A 25478-nucleotide genomic window follows, 5' to 3' on the forward strand; every position below is an offset into this window, starting at 1 on the left:
AATATGATATAATTTATGCAAGTACGAAGCTGTATTCCAGAAGATGAGTTTGCCAGATGGTTGGACAGTCAGCCAGGAATGCAGATTTTAAAATCCGTTTTCGAAGGTTTTTGAAAACGAGGGGGTGAATAGATGGCCAATGAAACACTTGAAAAAATGCAGGAAATTGAAACTGCTGCAGAAGAAGTTTTGATAGGCTACAGGACGCAGGCTCAGGAGCTGCGACAGCAGGTAGATGAAAATCTCAGGCAGATGGGTCAGACCTATGACAATGAAACGCAAAAGCTGACAGAGGAATTAACCGCGAGTTCCCAGCAAAAGTTGGTGCTCCTGCAGCAAGACTTGGAGCAGACAACCCAGCAAAATGAGGCCAAGGTTGCGGCTGCGTTGACGGACAAAAAAGCAGACTTGGCGCGAGCCATTGTAGAGAAGGTGGTAGAAGCCTATGGCCATTAGTCAAATGCGGCAGCTGTCTCTGCTTCTGCCCAAGGAACTGCTGGATCAGCTTCTCTTTTACCTACAGGGGTTAGAGTCGGTTCAGATTCATGACCTGCGGCAGGAAGAGGACTGGCAGGCAGCCTTTGAGCAGGCTTTAGTCGGCCAACCGGATCGGCAGCTATCTCAGCAGGATTTGCTCAGTCGTCAGGAGAAATTGGAACGGCTAATTGCAGAGCTGGAGCCTTTTATGCCCAAAAAGAAACTTCTGGAATCCTTAAAAGAAGAGCCCTTGGAGCTGTCCTTTGCTGCTTTGGAGCAGGCAGGGAAGGCTCGGGATGAGGTGGCGCTATTAGAAGGAATCAGCAAGCAGCTCAAGGTCTTACAAGAGGCCAAAGGTCAGATAGAAGCTGACCGCTTGGAAGTGGCTGCGCTGGAGAGGTGGGAGCCGCTGGAGCTAACACCGCAAGCAGCTGCGACTTTCAGCCATCTGGGAGCTTTGATTGGGACGATTCCTAATACTGACGACGATGCTCTGCGCCTGACTCTGGGAGCACATCCTGACCTGAAGTTTCAGGAAGTCTTTACCGATGATACGGAGCACGGGGTTCTTATTTTTTACAAGACAGGCTCTCTGGAAGAAGTTCGCAAAATCTTGAAAGAGTACGGCTTTAAGCCTTTTGAGTATGACCATGAGGAACTGCCTGCTGATCGGATAGCCCAGCTCAAGGCCAATATTCGACAGCATGAGGCGGTGGCAGATGCTATGACCAAGAGTCTGGCAGCTTCCAAGAATGAACTGGATCAGCTCAAGGTTCAGCTGGACTATCTCTGCAATCTCTCCTCCCGCCAAGAAAGTAAAAATCAGTTAGCCAGTACGCAAAATCTGGCGGCCTTGGAAGGCTGGATCGAAAGCAATCAAGTTCAAGCTCTTGAGGCTTGCTTGACGGAGCAGTTTGGCCAGAGCATTCTCATCCAGACCAGAGAGATTCGACCGGATGAGGAAGATAAAGTTCCGACCAAGCTAAAAAACAATGCCTTGGTGGAGCCCTTCGAGCTAGTGACAGAGATGTATTCCTTGCCTAAGTACGGTGATAAGGATCCAACCCCCGTCGTTTCCCTATTTTATTTTGTATTCTTTGGCATGATGGTTGCGGACATCGGCTACGGCCTTTTGCTCTTTGTGGGCACCAGCCTGGCGCTGCACTTCTTGCATGTCAAGCCGGGACTGGCTAAGAATCTGCGATTCTTCCGCCTGCTGGGTGTGGCAGTCATCATCTGGGGGCTGGTTTATGGTTCTTTCTTTGGCTTTGAACTGCCCTTTGCTCTCATTAGCACCAGCTCCGACGCCATGACGATTCTGGTTATTTCGGTCGTCTTTGGCTTCATTACAGTGCTGGCGAGCCTCTTCCTCAGCGGGCTGAAAAATATTCGCATCAAGGATTATGCAGAAGCTTATAATGCAGGCTTTGCTTGGGTACTGATTTTGCTAGGGCTGCTGCTCTTGGCCCTGGGAAATTTCTTCCCATCCTTGGCTTTTGCAGCAACGATTGGTCAGTGGCTGGCTATCATCAATGCACTTGGCGTATTGGCAGTATCCATTGTCAGTGCTAAAAGCTTGGCAGGATTGGGGTCAGGTCTCTTTAATCTCTACAATGTCAGCGGCTATGTAGGAGACCTTGTCAGCTTTACGCGGCTGATGGCTCTGGGGCTTTCGGGGGCCAGCATTGGCTCGGCCTTTAACCTGATTGTCAGCCTCTTTCCACCTGTCGCTCGCTTTAGCGTTGGCATTCTGCTCTTTATTGCCCTGCATTTAGTCAATATGTTTCTATCTTTTCTGTCCGGTTATGTACACGGAGCGCGTTTGATTTTCGTGGAATTCTTTGGAAAATTCTACGACGGTGGCGGCAAGCCTTTCACTCCGCTTAAGCCTAGTGAGAAATACGTTCAGCAAAGCAAGAAATAAAGATTAGGAACTAGGATAAGAGATGAGAAGCTCATCTTTAGGAAAACACTTTCTAAAACATCAAAACAAGTATCATTCATTTAACTAGCTGTTGGTTTTACGACGATTACAGCATTTTCATAGGAGTAAATCATGGAACAATTAGCATCATATTTTGGAACTTACGGCGGCGCCTTTTTTGCAGGTCTGGGAGTAGCATTGGCGGTCTTTCTCAGCGGAATGGGCTCAGCTCTGGGTGTCGGAAGCACTGGTCAGGCAGCGGCAGCCCTCTTGAAAGAGCAGCCGGAAAAATTTGCTCAGGCTCTGATTCTGCAGCTTTTGCCAGGTACCCAAGGTCTCTACGGCTTTGTTATCGGGATTACCGTCTTCTTTAATATCAAGCCAGAATTGGCTCTGCAATCAGGCGTGGCTTATTTCCTAGCAGCTTTGCCAGTTGCGATTGTTGGTTACTTTTCAGCCAAGCATCAAGGACGAGTAGCAACCGCTGGTATTCAGATTTTGGCCAAGCGACCAGAAGAGGTCATGAAAGGGGTTATCCTAGCGGCCATGGTTGAAACCTACGCTATCTTGGCTTTCGTTGTTTCCTTCATCATGGTTCTGAATGTGAAGTAAGGAGGCTTTTATGTCTGACATATCAGATCTCAAAGCTTCTGTCTTGGAGCAGGCTCACGAAAAGGGGCGTCTGCTTTTGACCGAGGCTACTGAGAAAATTGAACAGGAAGCCAAGGAACGTGAGGCCCAGCTGGTTCGGCAAAAGCTTGGACAGCGAGAGCAGCAGCTGAAAGAAATCAGCCGGCGCAGCCAGCGTGAGATTCAGCAGCTGGAAAATCAAAAGCGTCAGTCTACTCTGGTCATCAAGCAACGGGTTCTCAGAGAGCTTTTTGAGGAAGCCTATGCTCAGATGATGGCTTGGTCATCAGCTGAAGAGGAGCATTTTCTGAAGAGTGTCCTGGCCAAATATCCAGAGGAAAAGTTGACACTGACTTTCGGTGCTCTATCAGCTGAGAAATTCAGCTCCAGCCAGTTAGAAAACTTGAAAAAAGCCTTTCCGCAAGTACACTTTTCAGACCAGTCCATAGCCGGTCAGGCAGGCTTTGTATTGAGCCAAGGAAGAGTGGATGATAGTTATCTCTATCGCGACTTGCTGGACTCTGTCTGGCAGGAGGAAAGCTACCGTCTGGCTCAGGACATTTTCAAAGACCAGGCAGAATAGGAGGCGGACCATGAGTGAAACAAGCTTCTCTCAAGTCAATACAGCCATTAGTGTGCAGGAGGCTTCCTTTTTGACGCCCCAGCAATATGATCAGTTGCTGCAAACTGACGATGCTGCCAGCCGTTTGGCTCTTCTGCAGGGAACGGTCTATGCCATGGATGCTGAAGCGATTAAGGATCTCAATGCCATTGAGCAAGTACTGATGAAGCATTTGTATTCTGTTTATAATTGGGCGCTTGAGATCAGTCCAAGTAAGGAGTTAGTGGAGATTTTCACGCTCCGCTATACCTACCACAATCTCAAAGTTTTTCTCAAGGGTCGGGCGACAGGTCAGTCCTTGGAGCATTTGCTGATGCCAGTGGGGACCTATTCGCTGGAGGTTTTAGAGCACTTGGTCATGGCCTTTTCGGCTGAGTATTGTCCAGATTTTATGCTGGACGAGGTGCTTGCGACCTGGCAGGAATACCAGGATTATCAGGATGTGCGCGTGCTGGAGATTGGCATGGACATGGCTTATTTCCAGCATCTTAAGCGTCTGACACAGGAGTTGGAAGATGAGAGCCTGCTGCAGCTGGTGAATCTGACTATTGATTTTTATAATGCCATCACCGTTAAGCGGGCTGTTGACTTGGGAAAACCGCGCAGCTTTATGAGGCAGCTCCTGTCTGATGAAGGGAGCCTCTCTGCTGCCAACTGGATTGCCATGGCAGAGCAGGGGGATTTCTTGACTTGGTTTAGCCAGATCAATCCCTGCGGTTACGATCTGGATCTGCGCTCCTTTGAGGAAAAAATGCGGAACCAGACCTTGACGACAGTAGAGTTAGAATATCTAGCGGACCTCTTGCAGGCTAAGTTGCTTGCGGCTGGTCAGTTTGAGACAGATGGCCCGCTCCCTCTGGCCCGCTATCTGCTGGGCAAGGAGCTGGAAGTCAAGAATCTGCGGCTGATTTTGACAGGTATGGACAATCAGCTGCCGGTAGAGCTTATCAGAGAAAGGATGCGACCGATTTATGGACAAGACTAGCTACAAGATTGCTGTCGTGGGGAATCGCGACACCATTCTCCCATTTAAGCTGATTGGTTTTCAGACCTTTCCAGTGAAGGAAGCTCAGGAGACGGTCAATACCCTGCGAAGGCTCGCTCGTGAAGATTTCGGCATTATCTATCTGACGGAGGATATGGCTGCGGATATTCCAGAAACCCTGTCCTACTATGACCAGCTGGAGATTCCAGCTCTTGTGCTCATTCCTACTCATAAGGGAAGCACGGGACTGGCTCTTTCGCGGATTCATGAAAATGTCGAGAAGGCTGTAGGACAAGATATATTGTGAGGTTTTTATGCGAATCAATCAACTAGGCCAACCCATTGGGGATGCTCTGCCGGATTTTCAGCCGGGGGACTTGCCCAATCTGGAGCGAATCGAAGGCCAGTATGTTATTATCGAGCGTTTGTCCAAGGACAAGCATGGAGCGGATTTGTATGAGGTGTATGGCCCAGATTCTCCTGCGGATATGTGGACCTATCTCTTCCAAAATCCTGCCCAAAATCAGGCAGAATGGTCACAGAAGCTAGATCAGATGCTGGCAGCACAGGATCGTTTCCACTATGCGATTGTGGACAAGGAGAGCGGCAAGGCTCTAGGAACTTTTGCCTTGATGAGGATTGACCGAAATAACCGCGTTATCGAAGTGGGAGCGGTGACCTATTCACCCAAGCTGAAGCGCACCAGACTGGCTACGGAAGCCCAGTACTTACTGGCACGCTATGTCTTTGAAGGGCTGGAGTATCGCCGCTATGAATGGAAATGCGACTCCCTCAATCAGCCTTCAAGACGGGCAGCAGAGCGGCTTGGTTTCATCTATGAGGGTAGGTTTCGTCAGGCGGTAGTCTATAAGGGGCGCAATCGAGATACTGACTGGCTGTCCATGATTGACAAGGATTGGCCGGCCGTCAAGAGCCGTCTAGAAAAATGGCTAAGCCCAGACAATTTCGACAAAAAGGGCCAGCAAATAAAAGCCTTATCTGATTTTTAAAATAAAAAGAAACAATCCTTGCCCTAGAGTTAGCTAAGAAGAATTTCAAACTCGCGGCAAGAATCAAAAAATACTCTTTGGAAATGAAATTCAAACTGTTGCTTAGTTTGAGCTTAGATTTTCATTGAGAAACAAGAAAAATCTCCCAAGAATGGAGGAAGATTGTGAGTCAAGGAAAGATTATCAAAGTTTCTGGTCCTCTGGTGCTGGCATCAGGGATGCAGGAAGCGAATATTCAGGATATCTGCCGGGTTGGCGATTTGGGGCTGATCGGTGAAATTATCGAAATGCGGCGGGACCAAGCTTCTATTCAGGTTTATGAAGAAACTTCTGGCTTGGGTCCGGGAGAGCCAGTCATCACGACTGGAAGTCCTCTGTCCGTTGAACTGGGACCAGGCCTGATTTCCCAGATGTTTGACGGAATTCAGCGGCCTTTGGAGCGTTTCCAAACCATCACGGCGAGCGACTTCCTCGTCCGCGGTGTCCAATTGCCAAATCTAGACCGAGAGACTAAGTGGGATTTTGTTCCAAGTCTGTCTGTCGGAGATGCGGTTGAGGCAGGCGATATTCTGGGAATAGTGCAGGAGACCAATCTGGTGGAGCACCGCATCATGGTGCCGGTCGGTGTCAGTGGACGTTTGACCAATATCTCGGCTGGCAGTTTCACTGTTGAAGAAACTGTTTACAAGATTGAGCAGGCGGACGGGTCTGTCTTTAAAGGGACTCTCATGCAAAAATGGCCGGTCCGTCGTGGGCGTCCTTTTGCTCAGAAGCTGATTCCAGTTGAGCCCTTGGTGACAGGTCAGCGGGTCATTGATACCTTCTTCCCAGTGACCAAGGGCGGAGCAGCAGCCGTACCAGGACCTTTCGGAGCCGGTAAGACTGTTGTTCAGCATCAGGTGGCCAAGTTTGCCAATGTTGACATCGTTATCTATGTCGGCTGCGGTGAGCGTGGCAATGAGATGACCGACGTACTTAATGAATTTCCAGAACTGATTGACCCATCAACTGGCCAGTCCATCATGCAGCGGACGGTGCTGATTGCCAACACCTCCAATATGCCGGTGGCGGCTCGGGAGGCATCAATTTACACAGGGATTACGATCGCAGAATACTTCCGTGACATGGGCTACTCCGTGGCCATCATGGCGGACTCTACCTCTCGCTGGGCAGAAGCCCTGCGGGAAATGTCTGGCCGTCTGGAAGAAATGCCAGGTGACGAAGGTTATCCAGCCTATCTTGGCAGCCGGATTGCTGAGTACTACGAGCGGGCTGGCCGGGTCAAGACGCTCGGTTCGTCTGCGCGAGAAGGATCTATTACTGCTATTGGAGCCGTATCACCTCCGGGTGGCGATATTTCTGAGCCGGTGACGCAAAATACCCTGCGGATTGTCAAGGTCTTCTGGGGATTGGATGCCCAGCTGGCTCAACGCCGGCATTTCCCAGCTATCAACTGGCTGAGCTCTTACTCGCTCTACCTAGACGAAGTGGGAGCCTATATCGACCAGCATGAGAAGATTGCTTGGGCAGAAAAGGTGACCAAGGCCATGAATATCCTGCAAAAGGAAAGCGAACTGCAGGAAATCGTGCGTTTGGTGGGCTTGGATTCCTTGTCTGAAAAGGACCGGCTGACCATGAATGCAGCCAAGATGATTCGTGAGGACTATCTGCAGCAGAATGCCTTTGATGAAGTTGACACCTATACTTCTTTCAAAAAACAGGTGGCTTTATTGAGCAATATCCTAACCTTCGATGCGGAGGCCAATCGTGCCTTGGAGCTGGGGGCTTATTTCCGGGAAATTATGGAAGGAACGGTGGAGCTGCGTGACCGAATTGCCCGCAGCAAGTTTATCCACGAAGACCAGCTGGAAAAAATTCAGGCTCTCAGTCAGACTATCGAGGAAACCCTGCACCAGATTCTTGCCCAAGGAGGACTAGACAATGAGCGTCATTAAAGAATACCGCACCGTCAGTGAAGTTGTCGGCCCTCTGATGATTGTCGACCAAGTCGCTGGTGTGCATTTCAATGAATTGGTAGAAATCCAGCTACATGACGGCAGCAAGCGTCAGGGTCAGGTTCTGGAAGTTCAAGAAGACAAGGCTATGGTTCAGCTTTTTGAGGGATCTAGCGGTATCAATCTGGAAAAAGCCAAGGTTCGCTTTACTGGCCATCCGCTAGAGCTACCAGTGTCAGAAGACATGGTGGGACGGATTTTCAATGGCATGGGCAAGCCAATTGATGGCGGGCCAGATATCTTGCCAGAGAAATATCTGGATATTGACGGTCAAGCCATCAATCCAATAGCTCGCGATTATCCGGATGAGTTTATCCAGACCGGTATCTCGGCCATCGACCACCTCAATACCTTGGTTCGGGGACAAAAACTGCCAGTATTCTCTGGCTCTGGTCTGCCCCACAAGGAATTAGCCGCTCAAATCGCCCGTCAGGCCACAGTGCTTAACTCTGATGAAAACTTCGCCGTGGTCTTTGCTGCCATGGGGATTACCTTTGAAGAAGCTGAGTTCTTCATGAATGACCTCCGGGAGACGGGAGCCATTGACCGCTCGGTGCTCTTTATCAATCTGGCTAATGACCCAGCTATTGAGCGGATTGCGACGCCGCGTATTGCCCTGACAGCAGCTGAGTACCTAGCTTATGAAAAAGACATGCACGTTCTGGTCATCATGACTGACATGACCAACTATTGCGAAGCCCTGCGGGAAGTTTCTGCAGCTCGTCGTGAAGTGCCGGGCCGCCGTGGGTATCCGGGTTACCTCTATACTAACCTGTCCACCCTCTATGAGCGGGCTGGCCGTCTGGTCGGCAAGAAAGGCTCAGTGACTCAGATTCCGATCCTGTCCATGCCAGAGGATGACATTACCCATCCGATTCCAGACTTGACGGGTTATATTACAGAGGGGCAGATTATCCTTTCACGCGACCTTTACAACAGTGGTTATCGTCCGCCCATCAATGTCCTGCCATCTCTGTCCCGTCTCAAGGACAAGGGCTCAGGTGAGGGTAAGACTAGAGGTGACCATGCCGCAACTATGAATCAGCTATTTGCTGCCTATGCGCAAGGCAAGCAGGCCAAGGAGTTAGCTGTCGTTCTGGGAGAATCTGCCCTGTCCGAAACGGACAAGCTCTATGTGCGCTTTACTGACCGTTTCGAGCAGGAATACATCAATCAAGGTTTCCAGAACAACCGAACCATCGAGGAAAGCTTGGATCTGGGCTGGGAACTCCTGTCCATCTTACCTAGAACGGAGCTCAAGCGGATCAAGGACGATATGATTGATCAATACCTGCCGCAAACCAAGGAGGAAGAAAGATGACGCGACTCAATGTCAAGCCGACTCGGATGGAGCTGAATAACTTAAAAGCCCGTCTCAAAACGGCTGTCCGTGGGCATAAATTGCTCAAGGACAAGCGGGATGAGCTGATGCGGCGCTTCATTGAGTCTGTCCGTGAGAACAATCAGCTCCGCCAAAAGGTCGAATCCGCTCTGGTCGGTCACCTGCAGGACTTTGTCATGGCAAAGGCGCTGGAGAGCGACCTCATGGTCGAGGAGATTTTTGCCGTCCCTACGCGGGAGGTCAATCTGCATGTGGAGACTGAGAATATCATGAGTGTGCGCGTGCCCAAGATGCATGCTCATATTGACAATCCGCATAGTGATGACGAGGGAGACGTGGTTTATAGCTATGTGGCGTCTAACAGCCAGATGGATGAAACCATTGAAAGCATGAGCGATCTGCTTCCTGACTTGCTGCGACTGGCTGAGATTGAGAAAAGCTGCCAGCTCATGGCGGATGAAATCGAGAAAACCCGCCGTCGGGTCAACGGGCTAGAGTATGCTACCATCCCTGACCTCAAAGAAACCATCTACTACATCGAAATGAAGCTGGAAGAAGCCGAACGAGCCAGCCTCGTCCGAATGATGAAGGTGAAGTAAGATGCGTAGGCGTTAAAAAACGACTGAAAAATAGGAACTGGACGATGGATTCGATGAATCCAAGTCCAGTTCTCTTTTTTCCGAGTTTTTAGCCGTAGTTCGATTTAGCTGAACTAAGCCAGAGTAAATAGATATATTCACAGCAAAAATAGACGAAGAAGCGATAGCTTCTAGGGATTTTATCTTTTTTGCCAAGAGCTTAGGTCGGGTTCAGTTTAGCCGAATACCAAGAGTTTAAATAAGTCCAAAAGAAACAGAACCTCTCTAAACGGGGTTCTTTTGCTTACTGCCATTTTTTATATGTTACAAAAAAATCTCCATATTACAAAGGGCGGACAGTTTTGTTAAATAGGTCGAAAAAGGCTTTTTTCTTAGAAAAATTATGGTAAGATGGTTTTCGTATCATGAATGATTAGGAAGGTGCATTTTGCATATGAAAATGAATAAGAAATTACTTTTGGCTTCAACTGTTGCTTTGTCAGCATTGCCTTTGTTGACAACGCGAGCTGAGGAGCAGCCACAAAACTGGACTGCTAGAACAGTTGAGCAAATTAAAGCAGATATTACGAGCAATGAAAACCAACAAACATACACTGTTCAATATGGAGACACTTTGGGAAATATCGCTCAAGCGATGAACATTGATCTTGTTGATTTGGCTAAAATCAATCAAATTGCCAATGCAGACTTGATTTTCCCAGGTACTGTTTTGACCATTACAACAAATGGACAAAACGAAATCACCTCTGTAGAAATCAAAAGCTACCAAGCAGGCAATAATGCAGGATTGGTAACGGAAGATTATACAGCTAGCGATATTTTTGGTGCTGAAGAAGCCGCTCCAGCGGCACCGGCTCAAGCAGCAGAAACTCCAGCTCCGGCTGCTGAGGAAGCTGTTGCAGCTCCAGCAGACCAAGCACCAGCGCCTGCTGAAGAAGCTCCTGCCCCAGTAGCAGAAGTTGCAAGTGAAGCAGCCCCAGCTGCGGAAGCAAATGCAGCCGCTCCTGTAGAGGCAGCGCCACAGCCAGTAGTTGCTGCAAGTCCAGCAGCTCCAGCAGAGGCGGCTCCAGAAGCTACTGAATTAGGCCAAGACCAAGTCAGTCAAGCAACTGCCGCTGTTGAGCCAACAACTTACAATGCTCCAGCTGTAACAGATGCTGCTAGCGTGACGACTAACAATCCTGCTAATGAAGGTCTTCAGCCACAGACTGCTGCTCTGAAAGAAGAGATAGCAGCTAAATATGGCATTACAGAATTTAGTCTTTACCGCCCAGGTGATAGCGGAGATCATGGTAAGGGCTTGGCAGCTGACTTTATCGTTGGTGAGAATACTGAATTAGGAAACCAGGTCGCAGCCGATGTTACTTCTAACATGACTGAAAGAGGAATCTCTTACGTTATCTGGCAGCAACAGTTCTATGCACCATTTGAAAGCATTTATGGACCAGCTAACACTTGGAACCAAATGCCAGACCGTGGCAGCGTAACCGAAAACCACTACGACCACGTTCACGTATCTATGAATGAATAAGATGGATACAAGCCCAGAAATGGGCTTTTTCTGATATTCTCTGTGAAAAGGCGAGAATTTTCTGATAAATTTTGGTATAATAAAGCGAACTACAGATAAAGGATGAGAGAGAATGACCTTAGTTTATCAATCAACACGCGACGAAAAGAATAGAGTAACAGCCAGCCAGGCGATTCTACAAGGCTTGGCAACAGATGGCGGGCTCTTTACGCCCATTACCTATCCGCAGGTCGATTTGGACTTTGCCAAGCTCAAAGACGCTTCTTATCAGGAAGTAGCCAAGCTGGTTTTGTCTGCATTTTTGGATGATTTTTCTGAAGCAGAGCTGGACTACTGTATCAACCATGCCTACGACAGCAAGTTTGATGATGCGGCTATTGCTCCCTTGGTCAAGCTGGATGGTCAGTATAATCTAGAACTTTTCCACGGAGCGACTATTGCCTTCAAGGACATGGCTTTGTCCATCCTGCCTCATCTGATGACAACTGCAGCTAAAAAGCACGGCTTGGAAAACAAAATTGTCATTTTGACGGCGACTTCTGGCGACACAGGCAAGGCGGCTATGGCAGGCTTTGCGGATGTTCCAGGAACTGAGATTATCGTCTTTTATCCGAAAGACGGTGTCAGCAAGGTCCAAGAGCTGCAAATGACGACACAGACAGGTGCCAATACGCATGTGGTGGCTATTGATGGCAACTTTGACGATGCCCAGACTAATGTCAAGCACATGTTCAATGACACAGACCTACGAGCTCGTCTCTTGGAGCACAAACTGCAGTTTTCATCAGCTAACTCCATGAATATCGGCCGTTTGGTGCCGCAGATTGTTTACTATGTCTATGCCTATGCTCAGCTAGTGAAGGCGGGAGAAATCACAGCAGGAGACAAGGTCAACTTTACCGTTCCGACAGGGAACTTTGGTAATATCCTGGCGGCCTACTATGCCAAGCAAATCGGTCTGCCAGTTGGCAAGCTAATCTGCGCATCGAATGAGAACAATGTCCTGACCGACTTCTTCAAGACTCAGGTTTATGACAAGAAGCGGAGCTTTAAGGTGACGTCTAGTCCATCCATGGATATTCTGGTTTCCTCTAACTTGGAGCGCTTGATTTTCCATCTGTCTGGTAACAGCGCAGAGAAAACAGCTGCCCTGATGGCGGCTCTGAATGAGCATGGACAGTATGAACTAACGGACTTTGACGCTGGGATTTTAGAGCTCTTTGCGGCTGATTATGCGACAGAAGAAGAAACAGCAACTGAAATCAAGCGGGTCTATCAGGCATCTGACTACATCGAAGATCCTCATACAGCCGTTGCGTCCGCTGTCTATCAAAAATACTTGGCAGAGACAGGTGATCAGCGCAAGACTGTTATCGCGTCTACCGCTAGCCCTTATAAATTCCCAGTCGTGGCTGTTGAGGCTGTGACTGGTCAGTCAGGACTTAGTGACTTCGAGGCTTTGGACCAACTGCACGAACTTTCTGGCGTAGCCTTGCCACCAGCTGTGGACGGCTTAGAAACAGCCCCAGTGCGCCACAAAACGACGGTCGCTGCAGACCAAATGCAGGCAGCAGTTGAGGATTATTTGGGATTATAAAAAACGAAAACATCAGCTTATTCATTGGCTGATGTTTTATAATCTATTTTAACACAATCAACTGCTTGCCAGCTAGGCTGTAACTGTCAGCTAGTGGTGCGATTGGTTTTTGGGCATCAATGGCTGGGTATTGAAGGTGCAGCTTTTGCTTGTTTTTGTTTTCGTAGACAGCCTCTTGGTTGCCAAAGTTGATGACGATTGTCATACTTTCTTTCCTGTCTTGAATTTTGTACTCCAATAAACTGTCTGTCAGCCAGTTGACCTGACAGGCTTGCTTGATAGCGGCGCTGGTTTTTAGATGCAGCAGCGGATGTGCTCTGCGAAAGGCAATCAGCTTTTTAAGAAAAGCAATATCCTCTGTGTAATGCAGGGAGCGCAGCCAGTCTAGTTTATTGATTTCGTCAGGCATATTGTAGGTGTTATCAATCAAATTTTTAGTCCGGAAAAATTCCTGACCGCTGTGGATAAAGGGCACGCCCTGAGCTAGGAGGACGAGATGGAGAGCCAGCCGCGAATTGGCCAGCCGATCCCGCAAGGTGATAGCAGGGTTGACGATATCAAAGTAATCAAAAACCGTTGCATTGTCATGGCACTCGACATAATTAATAGCCTGCTGGGGCGCAGTGAAGTGGGCCTCGCCTTTTAGACCAACATTGGCTGTCAGGACATTTTCAAGCTGACTGGCAGGAGTCTTACTCTCGGTTTGCCGGCCTTGAGCGATGGTCTGCTTGAGACTGTCACGGAAATGGTCGCTGAAGAACCCATAATCTGGCAGCTGGGCAGCATTGTACTGATGAGCCAAACGTTCACTTGCCAGCCCAGTATCCATCTGCCAGCCTTCGCCGTAGAGGTAGATGTTAGGATAGAGCGTCTTGAGTTCGCCAGCTATCTGCTGCATGGTTTGGATATCTAAAATCCCCATCAGATCAAAGCGGAAACCGTCAAAGCCATAGAGGCTGACCCATTGTTTGACCGACTGCTTGATATAGCGGCGGACCATGGCCTTCTCACTGGCTACATCATTGCCGCAGAAGGTTCCGTTAGTCCGGTAGCCCATGTCATTGAGTCGGAAAAAATAGCCAGGAACGATTTTTTCAAAAGCATAGCTGTTGGCATCATAGACATGATTGTAGACCACGTCCATGATGACGCTGATATCAGCATTGTGGAAGGCAGTAATGGCCGCCTGTAGCTCTATGATACGGGCATAGGGGTCTCGTGGGTCGCTGGCAAAACTGCCGTCTGGGACATTGTACTGGACAGGATCGTAGCCCCAGTTGTAGACGAGCTCAGGATGCTTTTCATCAACGCTGCCAAAATCGTAGACAGGCAGAAGCTGCACGTGGCTGATACCTAGCTCTTTCAGATAGTCCAGACCAAACTTCTGACCGTGGACGACTGGAGATTCGCTTAGCGAGGTAAACTTCCCAGGATAGGAGAAACCAGCTTCTTTCTGCATAGAAAAATCGCGGACGCTCATTTCATAAATGACGGCTTCTGTCGGATTCAGCTGTGTTTTTGCTCGTTTGATAGGCTTTTTAATCTTGTCTAGATCGATGACATAGCTGTTTCCCGAATTGACATCTGAGGATAGGGCGTAGGGATCGTGGACTTCAACCCACATGCCATTAATCTTATGGAGATAAGAATAGGAGGCTCCCTCTAAATCTCCTTCGATTCGGGTATGCCAGACTCCCCTATCCAGACGTTTGAGATGGTGAACCTGGTCTTTCAGATGCAGGAGGACTTTTTCGGAAATAGGTGCCCAGAGTCTGAAGTCGGTGGCTTGGGGACTGTACTGAGCTCCTAAATCGTCGCCTGCATAGTCAAAAATCTCATCGAAAATAGGCTTTTTCACGATATGGCGGTACTGCAGGTCGGTATGGTTGCGGTCTTGGTCATAGACCTTGTAGGACTGCGTCAGGTCAATGGGCTCATTAGCCGACACGGTGTAGATAATCCGCTCTTCCTGATTGTTGATGTTTTTGATAGTTAAAGGGCTGGAGCTGTGCTTGTCTTCCAGTGTAAAGTGGATGGAGTAGGCATCAAAGCTCTTTTCCAGTTCGATGGTGATGATGTTTTCGTCATCTAAATAGGCTTGAAAAATACGAAAGGCCATGTTTTTCCTCTTTCTTTGTCAGTTTCTCTTCGGGTAATTGTTTTGAGTTTAGGGCTCTGCCCTGGTTGGGACAAGGCCGATATGTGAATCGTTGATGAATGAGCAAAAACACTCGGATTAGCGAGTGCTGATGCTATGCGGAATCAGCTGGCGATAGCAGATTTGCTTGTCTTCTTTATTGTCCTTGATGATTTGGAAGAGGGTCCGGAAAGACTCTTTCCCAAGCTCGAGGGCATTGATATCAATATAGGCATCCACATCGATGCGCGGTTTGATAGAGTCAAAGGTGATAATGGGAATCTGGTAGTCCTGATCTTTGAGATAGTGCAGGGCTCCTTCTGCTACCAGCGTATCAGATGTCACAATAGCTTCAATCTCATCCAGCGGTAACTCCTCCATAATCTTGTAACTGTTGTCTTCCAGAAGGAAACCGAAAGCAAATTTGATAATGCGATCATCCAAAGGCCGGTCTGCTTCATTCAGAGCTTGCTTGTAGCCTGTGTAACGATCTTGAGAAACGACCAACTCCTTATTCCCGGCCAGAAAGGCGATTTTTCGATAGCCCTTGTCAAGGAAGTATCTGGTCGCGTCGTAGCCAGCCTTGATATTGTCATTGTCCACCAGAGAGATGAAAGGTGAGACAGCTTTCCCAAGGATAAGGAAGGGGAAGTTGTTTCTGACTGCAAAGTCGACCAAAGGATCGTCCTGCTTAGAATAAAGGAAGATCAGTCCGTCTACTCGCTTTCCTAAAATCATCTGCTTCATATTTTCCAAGCGGTGCTCTTCATCTTGCCCAGTGCTGATCTGGATGGCATAGTCATAGTCAGAAGCAATCTGAGAAATCCCCCGCAATACAGTTGGGAAAAAAGGGTTTTGATAGAAGAAATCTGAGTCGTCCGGCAGGACCAAGCCGATGACTTGGCTGGACTGGCTGACCAGACTTCTGGCATTGAGGTTGGGATGATAGTCCAGCTCCTTCATAGCAGCACGGACCCGTTTTTTGGTTTCTTCACTGATGGTTGATTTGTTTTGTACGACGCGGGTCACGGTAGAGGGCGACACGCCTGCTAGTTTTGCGACTTCTTTGATAGTAACTCGCATAAAAACCTCCTAAAGGCCTGCATTTGCTGGAAATCCTTTCTATAATATCAACTATTTTAAATCTACTAGTAGAAGCACTTGCTTTCTAAGAGTCATGCAAACCTCTGCCCAAAATGGTTCTTATAACCAGTGATTTTGCTTAACTATGATGGTCGAAAAAACAAGTATAAAGCAGTTTCTCAGTAAACGCAAACGTTTTCTGTTTGTAAGAACATTTTAACACAAAAAGAGAACGCTTGCAAGAAGAGAAAAACGGTAAATAATTGGGGCTGTAAGAGAGTCCTAAAAGAGCATTATATCCATTAACCAATAAATTGAAAAAAATCTCAAAAACCCCTTGCACTAAAAAAAAAAATAGGTTATAATCAAGTCGACGCAAACGTTTGCATTAAGTAAAAATGAAAAGGCGTAGAGGAAAAAATAACGAGGTGACAAAATGAAAAAACGTCAAAGCGGCGTGCTCATGCACATTTCATCCCTTCCGGGCAAGTACGGTATCGGATCTTTTGGCCAAAGTGCTTATGATTTTGTAGACTTCTTGGTTCGCACCAAGCAGCGCTATTGGCAGATTTTGCCACTGGGAACGACCAGTTATGGGGATTCTCCTTATCAGTCTTTCTCTGCTTTTGCGGGAAATACCTACTTTATCGATTTTGATATTCTGATAGAAGAAGGTTTGTTAACCGAGGCAGATGTCAAGGGAGCTGATTTTGGAGATGATCCTAGAAAAGTGGATTATGCAAAGATTTTCGATGCTCGCCGTCCAATCATGGAAAAAGCGGTAGCTCGCTTCTTAAAAGCAGATGATCTATCTGACTATGAGAGCTTTGTAGAGCAAAATGCAGTTTGGTTGGAAGTTTTCGCTGAATACATGGCTATCAAAGAGCATTTTGATAATCTAGCTTGGACAGAGTGGCCGGATGAAGCCATCCGCCGCCGTGATGCTGCTAGTCTCGCTTCTTATCGTGAGAAGCTGGCTGACAAGCTGACCTACCATCGTGTGACCCAGTATCTCTTCTTTAAGCAGTGGTTAAGATTAAAAGCCTATGCGAATGAACATCACATCGAGATTGTCGGAGATATGCCAATCTATGTGGCAGCTGACAGTGCTGATGTCTGGGCACAGCCGCACTTCTTTAAGACGGACGCTGTTGGCAAGCCGACCTGTGTGGCAGGCTGCCCGCCAGATGAATTTTCAGAAACTGGCCAGCTTTGGGGCAATCCTATCTATGACTGGGAAGCGATGGATAAAGATGGCTATGCTTGGTGGATTGAGCGCCTGCGCGAAAGCTTCAAGATTTACGACATTGTCCGTATCGACCACTTCCGCGGCTTTGAGTCTTACTGGGAAGTGCCTGCTGACTCAGATACATCTGCTACTGGTAAATGGGTTAAAGGCCCAGACTACAAGCTCTTTGCTGCAGTCAAGGAAGCCTTGGGTGATTTGAATATCATCGCAGAAGATCTAGGCTTTATGACGGATGAAGTGATTGAACTGCGTGAGCGTACTGGTTTCCCAGGAATGAAGATCTTGCAATTTGCCTTCAATCCTGATGATGAAAGTATCGACAGTCCGCATCTAGCGCCAAACAACTCAGTCATGTATACAGGAACCCATGATAACAATACTGTTCTGGGCTGGTACAAGGATGAGATTGACGACGCTACTCGCCAGTACATGGCACAGTACACCAACCGTAAGGAGTACGAAACAGTACCTCATGCAATGCTGCGCACAATCTTTGCTTCAGTCAGCTTTATGGCCATTGCGACCATGCAAGACCTACTGGAATTAGACAGTGCAGCACGGATGAACTATCCATCCACAATTGGTGGTAACTGGACTTGGCGGATGACAGCTGAAGAGCTGAATCCAATTGTCGAAGGTGAGCTTTACAGCTTGACCAAGACTTACCGTCGTATGAATACCGATTTAATTAACAAATAAAGAATAGTTAACTAGACTTGAAAGGAGTAATCATGTCAAACTTACAAACTTATATCAAAAATACTTATTCAAAAAATCTTGCTGATTGCAGCAACGAAGAACTCTACCTGGCTCTTTTGAACTACACTAAATTAGCCAGCGCTCAAAAGCCAGTCAATACTGGTAAGAAAAAACTCTACTATATCTCAGCTGAGTTCCTGATCGGTAAACTCTTGTCTAACAACTTGATCAACCTTGGGCTTTACGATGATGTGAAGCAAGAGTTGGCAGATGCTGGTAAAGACTTGATCGAGGTAGAAGAAGTTGAGTTGGAGCCGTCTCTGGGTAACGGAGGCTTGGGCCGTCTGGCTGCCTGCTTCTTGGACTCTATTGCGACACTTGGTCTCAATGGTGATGGTGTAGGACTGAACTACCACTTTGGTCTTTTCCAACAGGTTTTGAAAAACAACGAACAGACAACGATTCCTAACTTCTGGCTGACTGAGCAAAACTGGTTGGTTCGCTCTAGCCGCAGCTACCAAGTGCCTTTTGCTCACTTCACCCTGACATCTACTCTTTATGATATTGATGTGCCAGGTTATAAGACAGAAACTAAGAACCGTCTTCGTCTCTTTGATTTGGACTCAGTGGATGCAGATATCATCACAGATGGTATTGACTTTGATAAGACAGATATCGCTCGCAACTTGACCCTCTTCCTCTATCCAGATGATAGTGACAAGCAAGGGGAATTGCTCCGTATCTTCCAGCAGTACTTCATGGTTTCAAATGGTGCTCAGCTGATTATTGACGAAGCCATTGAAAAAGGTAGCAACCTGCACGACTTGGCAGACTATGCTGTCATCCAAATCAATGATACCCACCCATCTCTGGTTATCCCAGAAATGATTCGTCTCTTGACAGAGCGTGGTTTGGATCTGGATGAAGCAATTGCCATCGTACAGAAGATGACTGCTTATACGAACCACACAATTTTGGCAGAAGCTCTTGAAAAATGGCCTTTGGAATTCTTGAAAGAAGTAGTGCCGCACCTGGTGCCTATCATCAAAGAGCTTGACAAGCGCGTTAAAGCTAAATACACAGATCCAGCAGTGCAAATCATTGATGAAGACGATCGTGTGCACATGGCTCACATGGATATCCACTACGGATACAGTGTTAATGGGGTTGCTGCTCTGCATACAGAAATCCTGAAAAACTCTGAGCTTAAAGCCTTCTACGATATCTACCCTGAAAAATTCAATAACAAGACCAACGGTATTACTTTCCGTCGTTGGCTCATGCATGCCAACCCACGTCTGTCTCATTATCTGGATGAGTTGCTGGGCCGCGACTGGCACCATGATGCAACTAAGCTCGAAGGCTTGTTGGAATTCACTGGCACTGCAAATGTTAAAGAAAAATTGGAAGGCATCAAGGCTCACAACAAGCGTAAATTGGCTCGTCACTTGAAGGAAGCCCAAGGTGTGGAAATCAATCCAGACTCTATCTTTGATATCCAAATCAAGCGTCTGCATGAGTACAAACGCCAACAAATGAACGCTTTGTACGTTATCCACAAGTATCTGGACATCAAGGCTGGTAACATCCCTGCTCGTCCAATCACTGTCTTCTTCGGTGGTAAGGCTGCTCCTGCTTACACGATTGCTCAGGACATCATCCACCTCATCCTTTGCTTGTCAGAAGTGATTGCTAATGACCCTCAAGTAGCTCCACACCTGCAAGTAGTTATGGTAGAAAACTACAATGTTACAGCATCTAGCTTCTTGATTGCAGCTGGTGACATTTCTGAGCAGATTTCCCTGGCTTCTAAGGAAGCATCTGGTACTGGTAACATGAAGTTCATGCTTAACGGTGCTTTGACTCTTGGTACAATGGACGGAGCAAACGTTGAGATTGCAGAGCTAGTCGGCGAAGACAACATCTACATCTTCGGTGAAGATTCTGAGACTGTTATTGACCTCTACGCAAAATCTGCTTACAAGTCTAGTGAGTACTATGCACGTGAAGCTATCAAGCCATTGGTTGACTTTATCGTCAGCGATGAAGTATTGGCAGTTGGTAAAGCTGAACGCTTGGAACGTCTTTACAATGAACTGATCAGCAAGGACTGGTTCATGACCCTGCTGGATCTGGAAGACTATATCCAAGTGAAAGAGCGCATGCTGGCGGACTACGAAGACCGCGATGCATGGATGGACAAAGTCATCGTCAATATCGCCAAAGCTGGCTTCTTCTCATCTGACCGTACTATCGCTCAATACGAAGAAGAAGTATGGCACTTGAACAGCTAATATTCTTTAAATAAAAAAAGCCGAGACAGCAGTGTTTCGGCTTTGATTTTTTAGTCGAAGAAATAAATAAGGATTTAGCTATTGTTTGGGCTTCTGAAAAGGTGAAAGCCTCTTGGCCTTGTCAGCTTTTTCTTTTCGGTGTATAATAAGTGAAAATATTTCTTTACAGGAGGCGTTCATGAAAAAGAAACCAATTTATCTTTATGTTTTGCTGGGCTTGTCAACCGTAGGAACCTTGTGGGGACTTTTTGGCAAGTTCACTTCTTCTGATGCTGGAGTGAAAAGCATTCTTAAGCAGATAGAAGAACCAGCAAAATCCCAGTATGCAACTTATTTTAGCAAGAGTGCAGAAGTGGCGAATTCGCTAGCCAATAATTTCTTTTTTTACGGGCACATCGTTCTCTTAATAGTGGCTCTTTTCTTCCTTTTTAGGAAAGATATATTTAAGGCCAATCTTATCTACATTGCCGATGTTCTTGTGGGCTTGATTTCGACAGCCTATGCTTATGTAGTATCAAAGGGAATTATAGCTTCTTCTTTTTCAGACTCAACTCTTCTTTCGGCACAGATGACGGGGCTGAATTTCTCCATCCTCCTTTCAGTAGTCATTAGTCTAATCTTCCTTTCTATCGTCATCTTTAAGCTCATTCAGCAGCAGAAAGAAGCTGAAAAAGCGGAACTAGCTGCAAACGAATAAGATTTGACAAATAACAGATAAGTGCTTACAATTTTAAGAAACCATATCTGTTATTTTTTAGAATGGAGAATACAATGACAAAGGTTTCCTTGGTTTACATCAGCTTGAGCGGCAATACAGAGAGTTTCGTCCGTAGGCTGACAGACTATTTGCTGGAGCAGCATCCAAGCCTAGAGGTAGAGAAGATTCATATCAAAGACCTGGTAAAGGAAGGGCAGCCCTTTTTTGAAATGGGCAATCCTTTTATCGCTTTTCTGCCGACTTATCTGGAGGGCGGCAATGGTGTGGACAATGGCGATGTAGAAATTCTGACAACCGATGTGGGGGACTTTATCGCCTATGGTCAGAATGCCAGCAAGTGTCTGGGCGTCATTGGCAGCGGCAATCGTAACTTTAACAACCAATACTGTCTGACCGCTAAACAATATTCAGAGCGCTTCGGATTTCCGGTTTTGGCTGATTTTGAAATGCGTGGCATGTTGGGAGACATTAAGAAGGTAGCAGGCATTATTGAAGAACTTTATCATATTGAAAAAAACGAAAACCAGTGAGGTTTTCGTTTTTTGGGCTCTATAATTGTGGAAAAAAGTCTCGTAAGACTTATAATGCAAAGTAGCAAAACCATCGGTTAGAAAGAATATTATGGAATAGTTACATTTAATCGCAAACTTACTGGGAATAAAGGACCGAAACATTACTATTTTGGATTATGTGGATACTGAAACGTCTAAAGAAATCATCGCTTGGATTAACTTTCCCATCATTAATACGAGATGAATTATCTCTTATCTCTGTACTGATATTATAAACTGTCTTTTTAAACTTTTCTGCCAAATCATTCAAAAAAGTATTATATTTGCTGACTGTTTCACCTAAAATGGTACCTGTATAACGAATAAGAGCCGTACAATCATTTAATTTTGTACCAGTATCATCAATAATAGCTTCATTCGCATGAATATCACTAACTTCGTTTGATATACTTGTTACAGTTCCATTCAGCTGATCCGGTTTTATATTAATTGTCATTTTTCCCTCCTTTATTCATCTGGATGCGCTTGTTTCCAAGTCTGATATTCCGCATAGTTGTGAATGGCATAATCTGTCCTATGCCCCTTCTCACTTGCATAAACTGTTAAATCTTCTCCGCCGGCAGGTGCAAACCAGTGAAGAGAGGTGTTAAACCACTCTTCCACGCTGACCGACTCTGGCCGAGGATAAATAGCATAGTCATCTATATAAATTTTATTCCATAGAGTTGGCTCTTCCACAAAAAGATTCAAATTCCTAGCTGCATTACTATCTCCACCGTCATCACCGCTAAATACGATATCCGAACTACCATATAAATTATAACTTTGTAGTATGTGAAATAAGCTAGTATTCGTCATGGGGGCTTTGTAATAATAATGATAATATTCCCATCCTGAAGCTTCAGGTCTAGAATCTGATGTTTCATAAAAGTTTTTCAAAGGAAGAGGGAGGTCTTCTATACGCCCTGTAGCCAAGTTCAAACCTACATACTCATCCACTTCCTTCTTTTCATCATCAGAGGTCAAAATCAGAACAGCCCAATCCCTTCCCTCATAAGTTACAGCATCAATTAGCATCTTTACTAATTTTGAACCTTTTTTATACTTATCTATCGCCTCGTAAAGATCATATTCTCGGCGTTTAAAGTTTTGATTAAGGTCCAAAGATACTAACTTTGCTTCATATCCTCGTTTTTTTCTTGGCGGAATATCCTCTCTTTTATATGTGGTGATTTTTGTATCCACCATATAATTCTGATTTACTTTAACTCCTATAGGCGCAACTACAAATTGCCCTTTATCACCAATCAAAATCGGAGAACTATCTTTCAGACGATCCCAACGTGTTGAGAACTGCCTGTAGTATGCCTCTTCTTTAGCTTTAGCTTCCTTTTTCTGATGGTTCTGATAAGCCTGATAGCCCCAAAAAGAGAGTAGAACACTAATCGATAGGATTAAAATCCAGATGTATCTTTTGACAAACCTATTCTTGTTTTTCATTTGTATACTTCCTTATTGCTTTGAATATTAAAAAGGGGAGGACTAAGAAGTCCTCTCCAGGATATGACTTTTTGGCAACCCACTACAGTTGACAAAGAGACTTTTTGATATTCTAAATCAAGCTTACATCTTTTCTGGCGCTTCTACTCCCAGCAGACGCAGAGCTTCTTTGAGGACAACAGCTGTTGAGTAGCTGAGAGCCAGACGGCTGTCGCGCTCAGGGCTTTCATCCAGAATCCGTGTGTGCGCATAGTATTTGTTAAAGGCTTGGGCCAGGCTGATAGCATATTTGGCAATCAGTGATGGCTCATAGTTATCAGCAGCACGCTTGACAACACGACCGAAGTCTTGGAGCAGCTTGATAATTTCCCAGCTTTCTGGATCGTTCAGGCTGTATGTAGCCTCTGCATCTGGCTGGAAGTTCGCCTTGCGCAGGATAGACTGGATACGAGCATAGGCATACTGGATGTAAGGGCCTGTTTCTCCCTCGAAGGAAACCATAGCTTCCAGATCAAAGTCGTAACCATTGCGGCGGTCAGTTTTGAGGTCGTAGAACTTAACCGCTCCGACTCCAACTGCGCGAGCAACAGCTTCCTTGTTTTCCAAATCTGGGTTTTTAGCTTCGATCTGACTCTTAGCCCGGCTGATAGCTTCCAGCAGAGTTGGTTCGAGAAGGATGATATTTCCTTTACGTGTAGACAATTTTTGACGGTTCTTAGTCACCAGTCCGAAGTCAACGTGAATCATGTCATCGCTCCAGTCAAAGCCCATCTTTTTCAGAACGGCCTTGAGCTGTCTGAAGTGGTTGGCCTGCTCTTGACCTACAACATAGACATTTTTGACAAAGTTGTAAGTGCGAGCCCGGTAGATGGCTGTTGCGATATCACGTGTAATGTAGAGGGTAGCACCGTCTGATTTTTTAATCATAGCAGGCGGAAGGTTGAAGTCTTCCAAGTCTACAATGCTAGCTCCTTTGGATTCCTGCAGGAGACCCTTGTCTTCAAGGATTTGAATCCCTTCGTCCATCTTGTCGTTGTAGAAGGCTTCGCCGTTTAGACTGTCAAATTCGACACCTAGGAGTTCGTAGATACGGTTGAATTCTGTCAGACTTTCATCGCGGAACCATTGCCAGAGCTCAGTTGCTTCTGGGTCACCGTCTTCCAGCTTCTTGAACCAAAGGCGGCCTTCTTCATCCAGAGATGGGTCGTTTTCAATCTCGGCATTGATACGCACGTAGAGTTTGAGGAGCTCGTCAATAGGGTTAGCTTCAACAGCTTCCTGGCTTCCCCACTTCTTATAAGCTACCATAAGGAGGCCGAACTGTTTGCCCCAGTCTCCCAAGTGGTTGACTTTAATGGTGTTGTAGCCAATCTTGCGGAAGATGTTGGAAAGAGCGTCACCGATAACAGTAGAGCGCAAGTGGCCGACTGAGAAAGGCTTGGCAATGTTTGGGCTGGATAGGTCAATGGTAACATTTTTTCCATTTCCTTCGTTCTGCTGGCCGTAGTCAGCTCCGTCTTTGATGACTTCTTTGATAATTTGGCCAGAAATTTCAGCCTTGCTGAGGAAAAAGTTGACATAAGGACCAGTCGCAACGACTTTGTCAAAATGCGCTGTATCAATCTTTTCAGCGATATCAGCAGCGATGATTTGAGGAGCTTTGCGCTCAGTCTTTGCCAGAGAAAAGGCTGGGAAGGCGATATCGCCAAGTTCAGAGCTCTTTGGCTGCTCCAATAAATTTAAAATAGCGTCTTGATCAAGGCTGTCAATAACCTTGGCCAATTCGCCGGCAATCAACTGTTTGTTATCCATATTTGCTCCTTTGTGTCTTTTGTTATTATTTTATCACATTTTTCAAGGAATCTTCAATTTTTTTGGGAATAATTTTTGGGCTAATAGGAATTTTTCTGATATAATAAGAGGGATAAGAACCTGTATTTATAGATGGACTTTTCATCTAAATGCTTCCTTCTCTGTTACTCTTCGTTAAAGTTTTTTGTTTATTCTCAGTATTCCTGCAAATCTTTGCCTAGATTGATGGAGAAGCAGTCTTTCATCGGATGAAGTGCCCTTCATGAATGCAGCTTCTAAATATTCAATAATGAGGTAAAAATGAGAAAGAATGACCGTCATCAGTTAGTCAAAACGATGATTAAGGAAGAAAAGCTAGGAACGCAAAAGGAGATTCAGGATCGTCTGGAAGCGCAAGGGATTTATGTAACGCAGACTACCCTGTCGCGTGACCTCCGTGAAATCGGCCTGACCAAGGTTAAGAAGAAGGGGCTGACTTATTATGTTTTGGCGCATGAGACTGAAGAGATTGATTTTATAGAGTTTTTAGCCAAGCATGTGGAGAGTGTAGCCAGGGCAGAGTTTAGTCTGGTTCTTCGTACGGGCCTGGGAGAGGCAACAGTGCTGGCCAATGTCGTGGATAGCTCGTTTGATAGCCGTATTCTGGGAACCGTTGCGGGTGCCAATACTCTTTTAGTGGTTTGCCGGGATCAGGCAGCTGCTCAGGAGATTGAAGAGCAAATACAGGAAGTGATGTAAGAGT

The 25478-nt window shown here is 46.3% G+C and carries 22 protein-coding genes; 17 read left to right on the top strand and 5 right to left on the bottom strand.

The features are described 5' to 3' along the window. Positions 1–132 precede the first annotated feature (132 nt). From RP262_RS05965 to thrC, 12 genes are all read left to right on the top strand, one after another. Positions 133–456, top strand: coding sequence for a hypothetical protein (locus tag RP262_RS05965; protein ID WP_311154566.1), 324 nt, complete (start codon positions 133–135; stop codon positions 454–456). Further along, positions 446–2401, top strand: coding sequence for a V-type ATP synthase subunit I (locus RP262_RS05970; RefSeq protein WP_311154567.1), 1956 nt, complete (start codon positions 446–448; stop codon positions 2399–2401). Before RP262_RS05965 ends, RP262_RS05970 begins: the two co-directional genes overlap by 11 nt. Before the next feature lie 132 nt (positions 2402–2533). Next, complete coding sequence (locus RP262_RS05975; protein ID WP_311154568.1) at positions 2534–3013, top strand: V-type ATP synthase subunit K; 480 nt, start codon at positions 2534–2536, stop codon at positions 3011–3013. A gap of 10 nt (positions 3014–3023) precedes the next feature. Beyond that, positions 3024–3614 (top strand): hypothetical protein, encoded by a 591-nt coding sequence (locus RP262_RS05980; protein ID WP_311154569.1) that lies wholly within the window; start codon positions 3024–3026, stop codon positions 3612–3614. A 10-nt stretch (positions 3615–3624) separates the two neighbouring features. Next, complete coding sequence (locus RP262_RS05985; protein ID WP_311154570.1) at positions 3625–4638, top strand: V-type ATPase subunit; 1014 nt, start codon at positions 3625–3627, stop codon at positions 4636–4638. Beyond that, the gene (locus RP262_RS05990; RefSeq protein WP_002908464.1) at positions 4625–4945 is read left to right on the top strand and encodes a V-type ATP synthase subunit F; all 321 of its coding nucleotides are present in this window, start codon (positions 4625–4627) and stop codon (positions 4943–4945) included. The genes RP262_RS05985 and RP262_RS05990 overlap by 14 nt, the downstream gene beginning before the upstream one ends. 7 nt (positions 4946–4952) lie before the next feature. Further along, positions 4953–5648: a GNAT family N-acetyltransferase gene (locus tag RP262_RS05995; RefSeq protein ID WP_002908465.1), complete on the top strand. Its 696-nt coding sequence runs from the start codon at positions 4953–4955 to the stop codon at positions 5646–5648. A 164-nt stretch (positions 5649–5812) separates the two neighbouring features. Beyond that, on the top strand, positions 5813–7603 hold the full coding sequence (locus tag RP262_RS06000; protein ID WP_002908466.1) for a V-type ATP synthase subunit A: 1791 nt from the start codon (positions 5813–5815) through the stop codon (positions 7601–7603). Then, positions 7590–8984 (top strand): V-type ATP synthase subunit B, encoded by a 1395-nt coding sequence (locus RP262_RS06005; protein ID WP_002908469.1) that lies wholly within the window; start codon positions 7590–7592, stop codon positions 8982–8984. The genes RP262_RS06000 and RP262_RS06005 overlap by 14 nt, the downstream gene beginning before the upstream one ends. Beyond that, positions 8981–9604 (top strand): V-type ATP synthase subunit D, encoded by a 624-nt coding sequence (locus tag RP262_RS06010; protein WP_002894455.1) that lies wholly within the window; start codon positions 8981–8983, stop codon positions 9602–9604. The genes RP262_RS06005 and RP262_RS06010 overlap by 4 nt, the downstream gene beginning before the upstream one ends. A gap of 433 nt (positions 9605–10037) precedes the next feature. Continuing rightward, positions 10038–11135, top strand: a complete 1098-nt coding sequence (locus RP262_RS06015) for a LysM domain-containing protein (protein ID WP_125383036.1) — start codon at positions 10038–10040, stop codon at positions 11133–11135. Between the two features lie 112 nt (positions 11136–11247). Beyond that, on the top strand, positions 11248–12732 hold the full coding sequence (gene thrC, locus RP262_RS06020) for a threonine synthase (RefSeq protein ID WP_311154571.1): 1485 nt from the start codon (positions 11248–11250) through the stop codon (positions 12730–12732). A gap of 43 nt (positions 12733–12775) precedes the next feature. Here thrC and pulA read toward each other — a convergent pair whose 3' ends face one another. Together pulA and RP262_RS06030 are read right to left on the bottom strand one after the other, a co-directional pair. Continuing rightward, entirely contained in the window at positions 12776–14851 is a 2076-nt protein-coding gene (gene pulA / locus RP262_RS06025) for a type I pullulanase (RefSeq protein ID WP_311154572.1), read from the bottom strand. Positions 14852–14968: 117 nt separating this feature from the next. Continuing rightward, positions 14969–15952, bottom strand: a complete 984-nt coding sequence (locus tag RP262_RS06030; RefSeq protein WP_311154573.1) for a LacI family DNA-binding transcriptional regulator — start codon at positions 15950–15952, stop codon at positions 14969–14971. Positions 15953–16388: 436 nt separating this feature from the next. Between RP262_RS06030 and malQ the strand changes: the two genes are divergently transcribed. The 4 genes from malQ (at position 16389) to nrdI (ending at position 21442) form a co-directional block, all read left to right on the top strand. Beyond that, the gene (gene malQ, locus RP262_RS06035; RefSeq protein ID WP_002908474.1) at positions 16389–17900 is read left to right on the top strand and encodes a 4-alpha-glucanotransferase; all 1512 of its coding nucleotides are present in this window, start codon (positions 16389–16391) and stop codon (positions 17898–17900) included. 32 nt (positions 17901–17932) lie between these two features. Then, positions 17933–20194 (top strand): glycogen/starch/alpha-glucan family phosphorylase, encoded by a 2262-nt coding sequence (gene glgP, locus RP262_RS06040; RefSeq protein WP_002908475.1) that lies wholly within the window; start codon positions 17933–17935, stop codon positions 20192–20194. 178 nt (positions 20195–20372) lie between these two features. Further along, a complete protein-coding gene (locus tag RP262_RS06045; protein WP_125377962.1) occupies positions 20373–20891 on the top strand; it encodes a lantibiotic ABC transporter permease in 519 nt (172 codons plus the stop codon). Positions 20892–20953: 62 nt separating this feature from the next. Beyond that, positions 20954–21442 (top strand): class Ib ribonucleoside-diphosphate reductase assembly flavoprotein NrdI, encoded by a 489-nt coding sequence (gene nrdI, locus RP262_RS06050; RefSeq protein WP_125377961.1) that lies wholly within the window; start codon positions 20954–20956, stop codon positions 21440–21442. A gap of 118 nt (positions 21443–21560) precedes the next feature. On the opposite strand, the gene RP262_RS06055 is transcribed toward nrdI, so the two are convergent. From RP262_RS06055 to argS, 3 genes are all read right to left on the bottom strand, one after another. Beyond that, positions 21561–21920 (bottom strand): hypothetical protein, encoded by a 360-nt coding sequence (locus tag RP262_RS06055; RefSeq protein ID WP_311154574.1) that lies wholly within the window; start codon positions 21918–21920, stop codon positions 21561–21563. 11 nt (positions 21921–21931) lie between these two features. Continuing rightward, on the bottom strand, positions 21932–22924 hold the full coding sequence (locus RP262_RS06060) for a hypothetical protein (RefSeq protein WP_311154575.1): 993 nt from the start codon (positions 22922–22924) through the stop codon (positions 21932–21934). 123 nt (positions 22925–23047) lie between these two features. Next, positions 23048–24736, bottom strand: coding sequence for an arginine--tRNA ligase (gene argS / locus RP262_RS06065; RefSeq protein ID WP_311154576.1), 1689 nt, complete (start codon positions 24734–24736; stop codon positions 23048–23050). A 300-nt stretch (positions 24737–25036) separates the two neighbouring features. Between argS and argR the strand changes: the two genes are divergently transcribed. After that, complete coding sequence (gene argR, locus RP262_RS06070; protein WP_002902018.1) at positions 25037–25474, top strand: arginine repressor; 438 nt, start codon at positions 25037–25039, stop codon at positions 25472–25474. Positions 25475–25478: the final 4 nt, after the last annotated feature.

The sequence above is a fragment of the uncultured Streptococcus sp. genome (assembly GCF_963456385.1).
Classification (GTDB): domain Bacteria; phylum Bacillota; class Bacilli; order Lactobacillales; family Streptococcaceae; genus Streptococcus.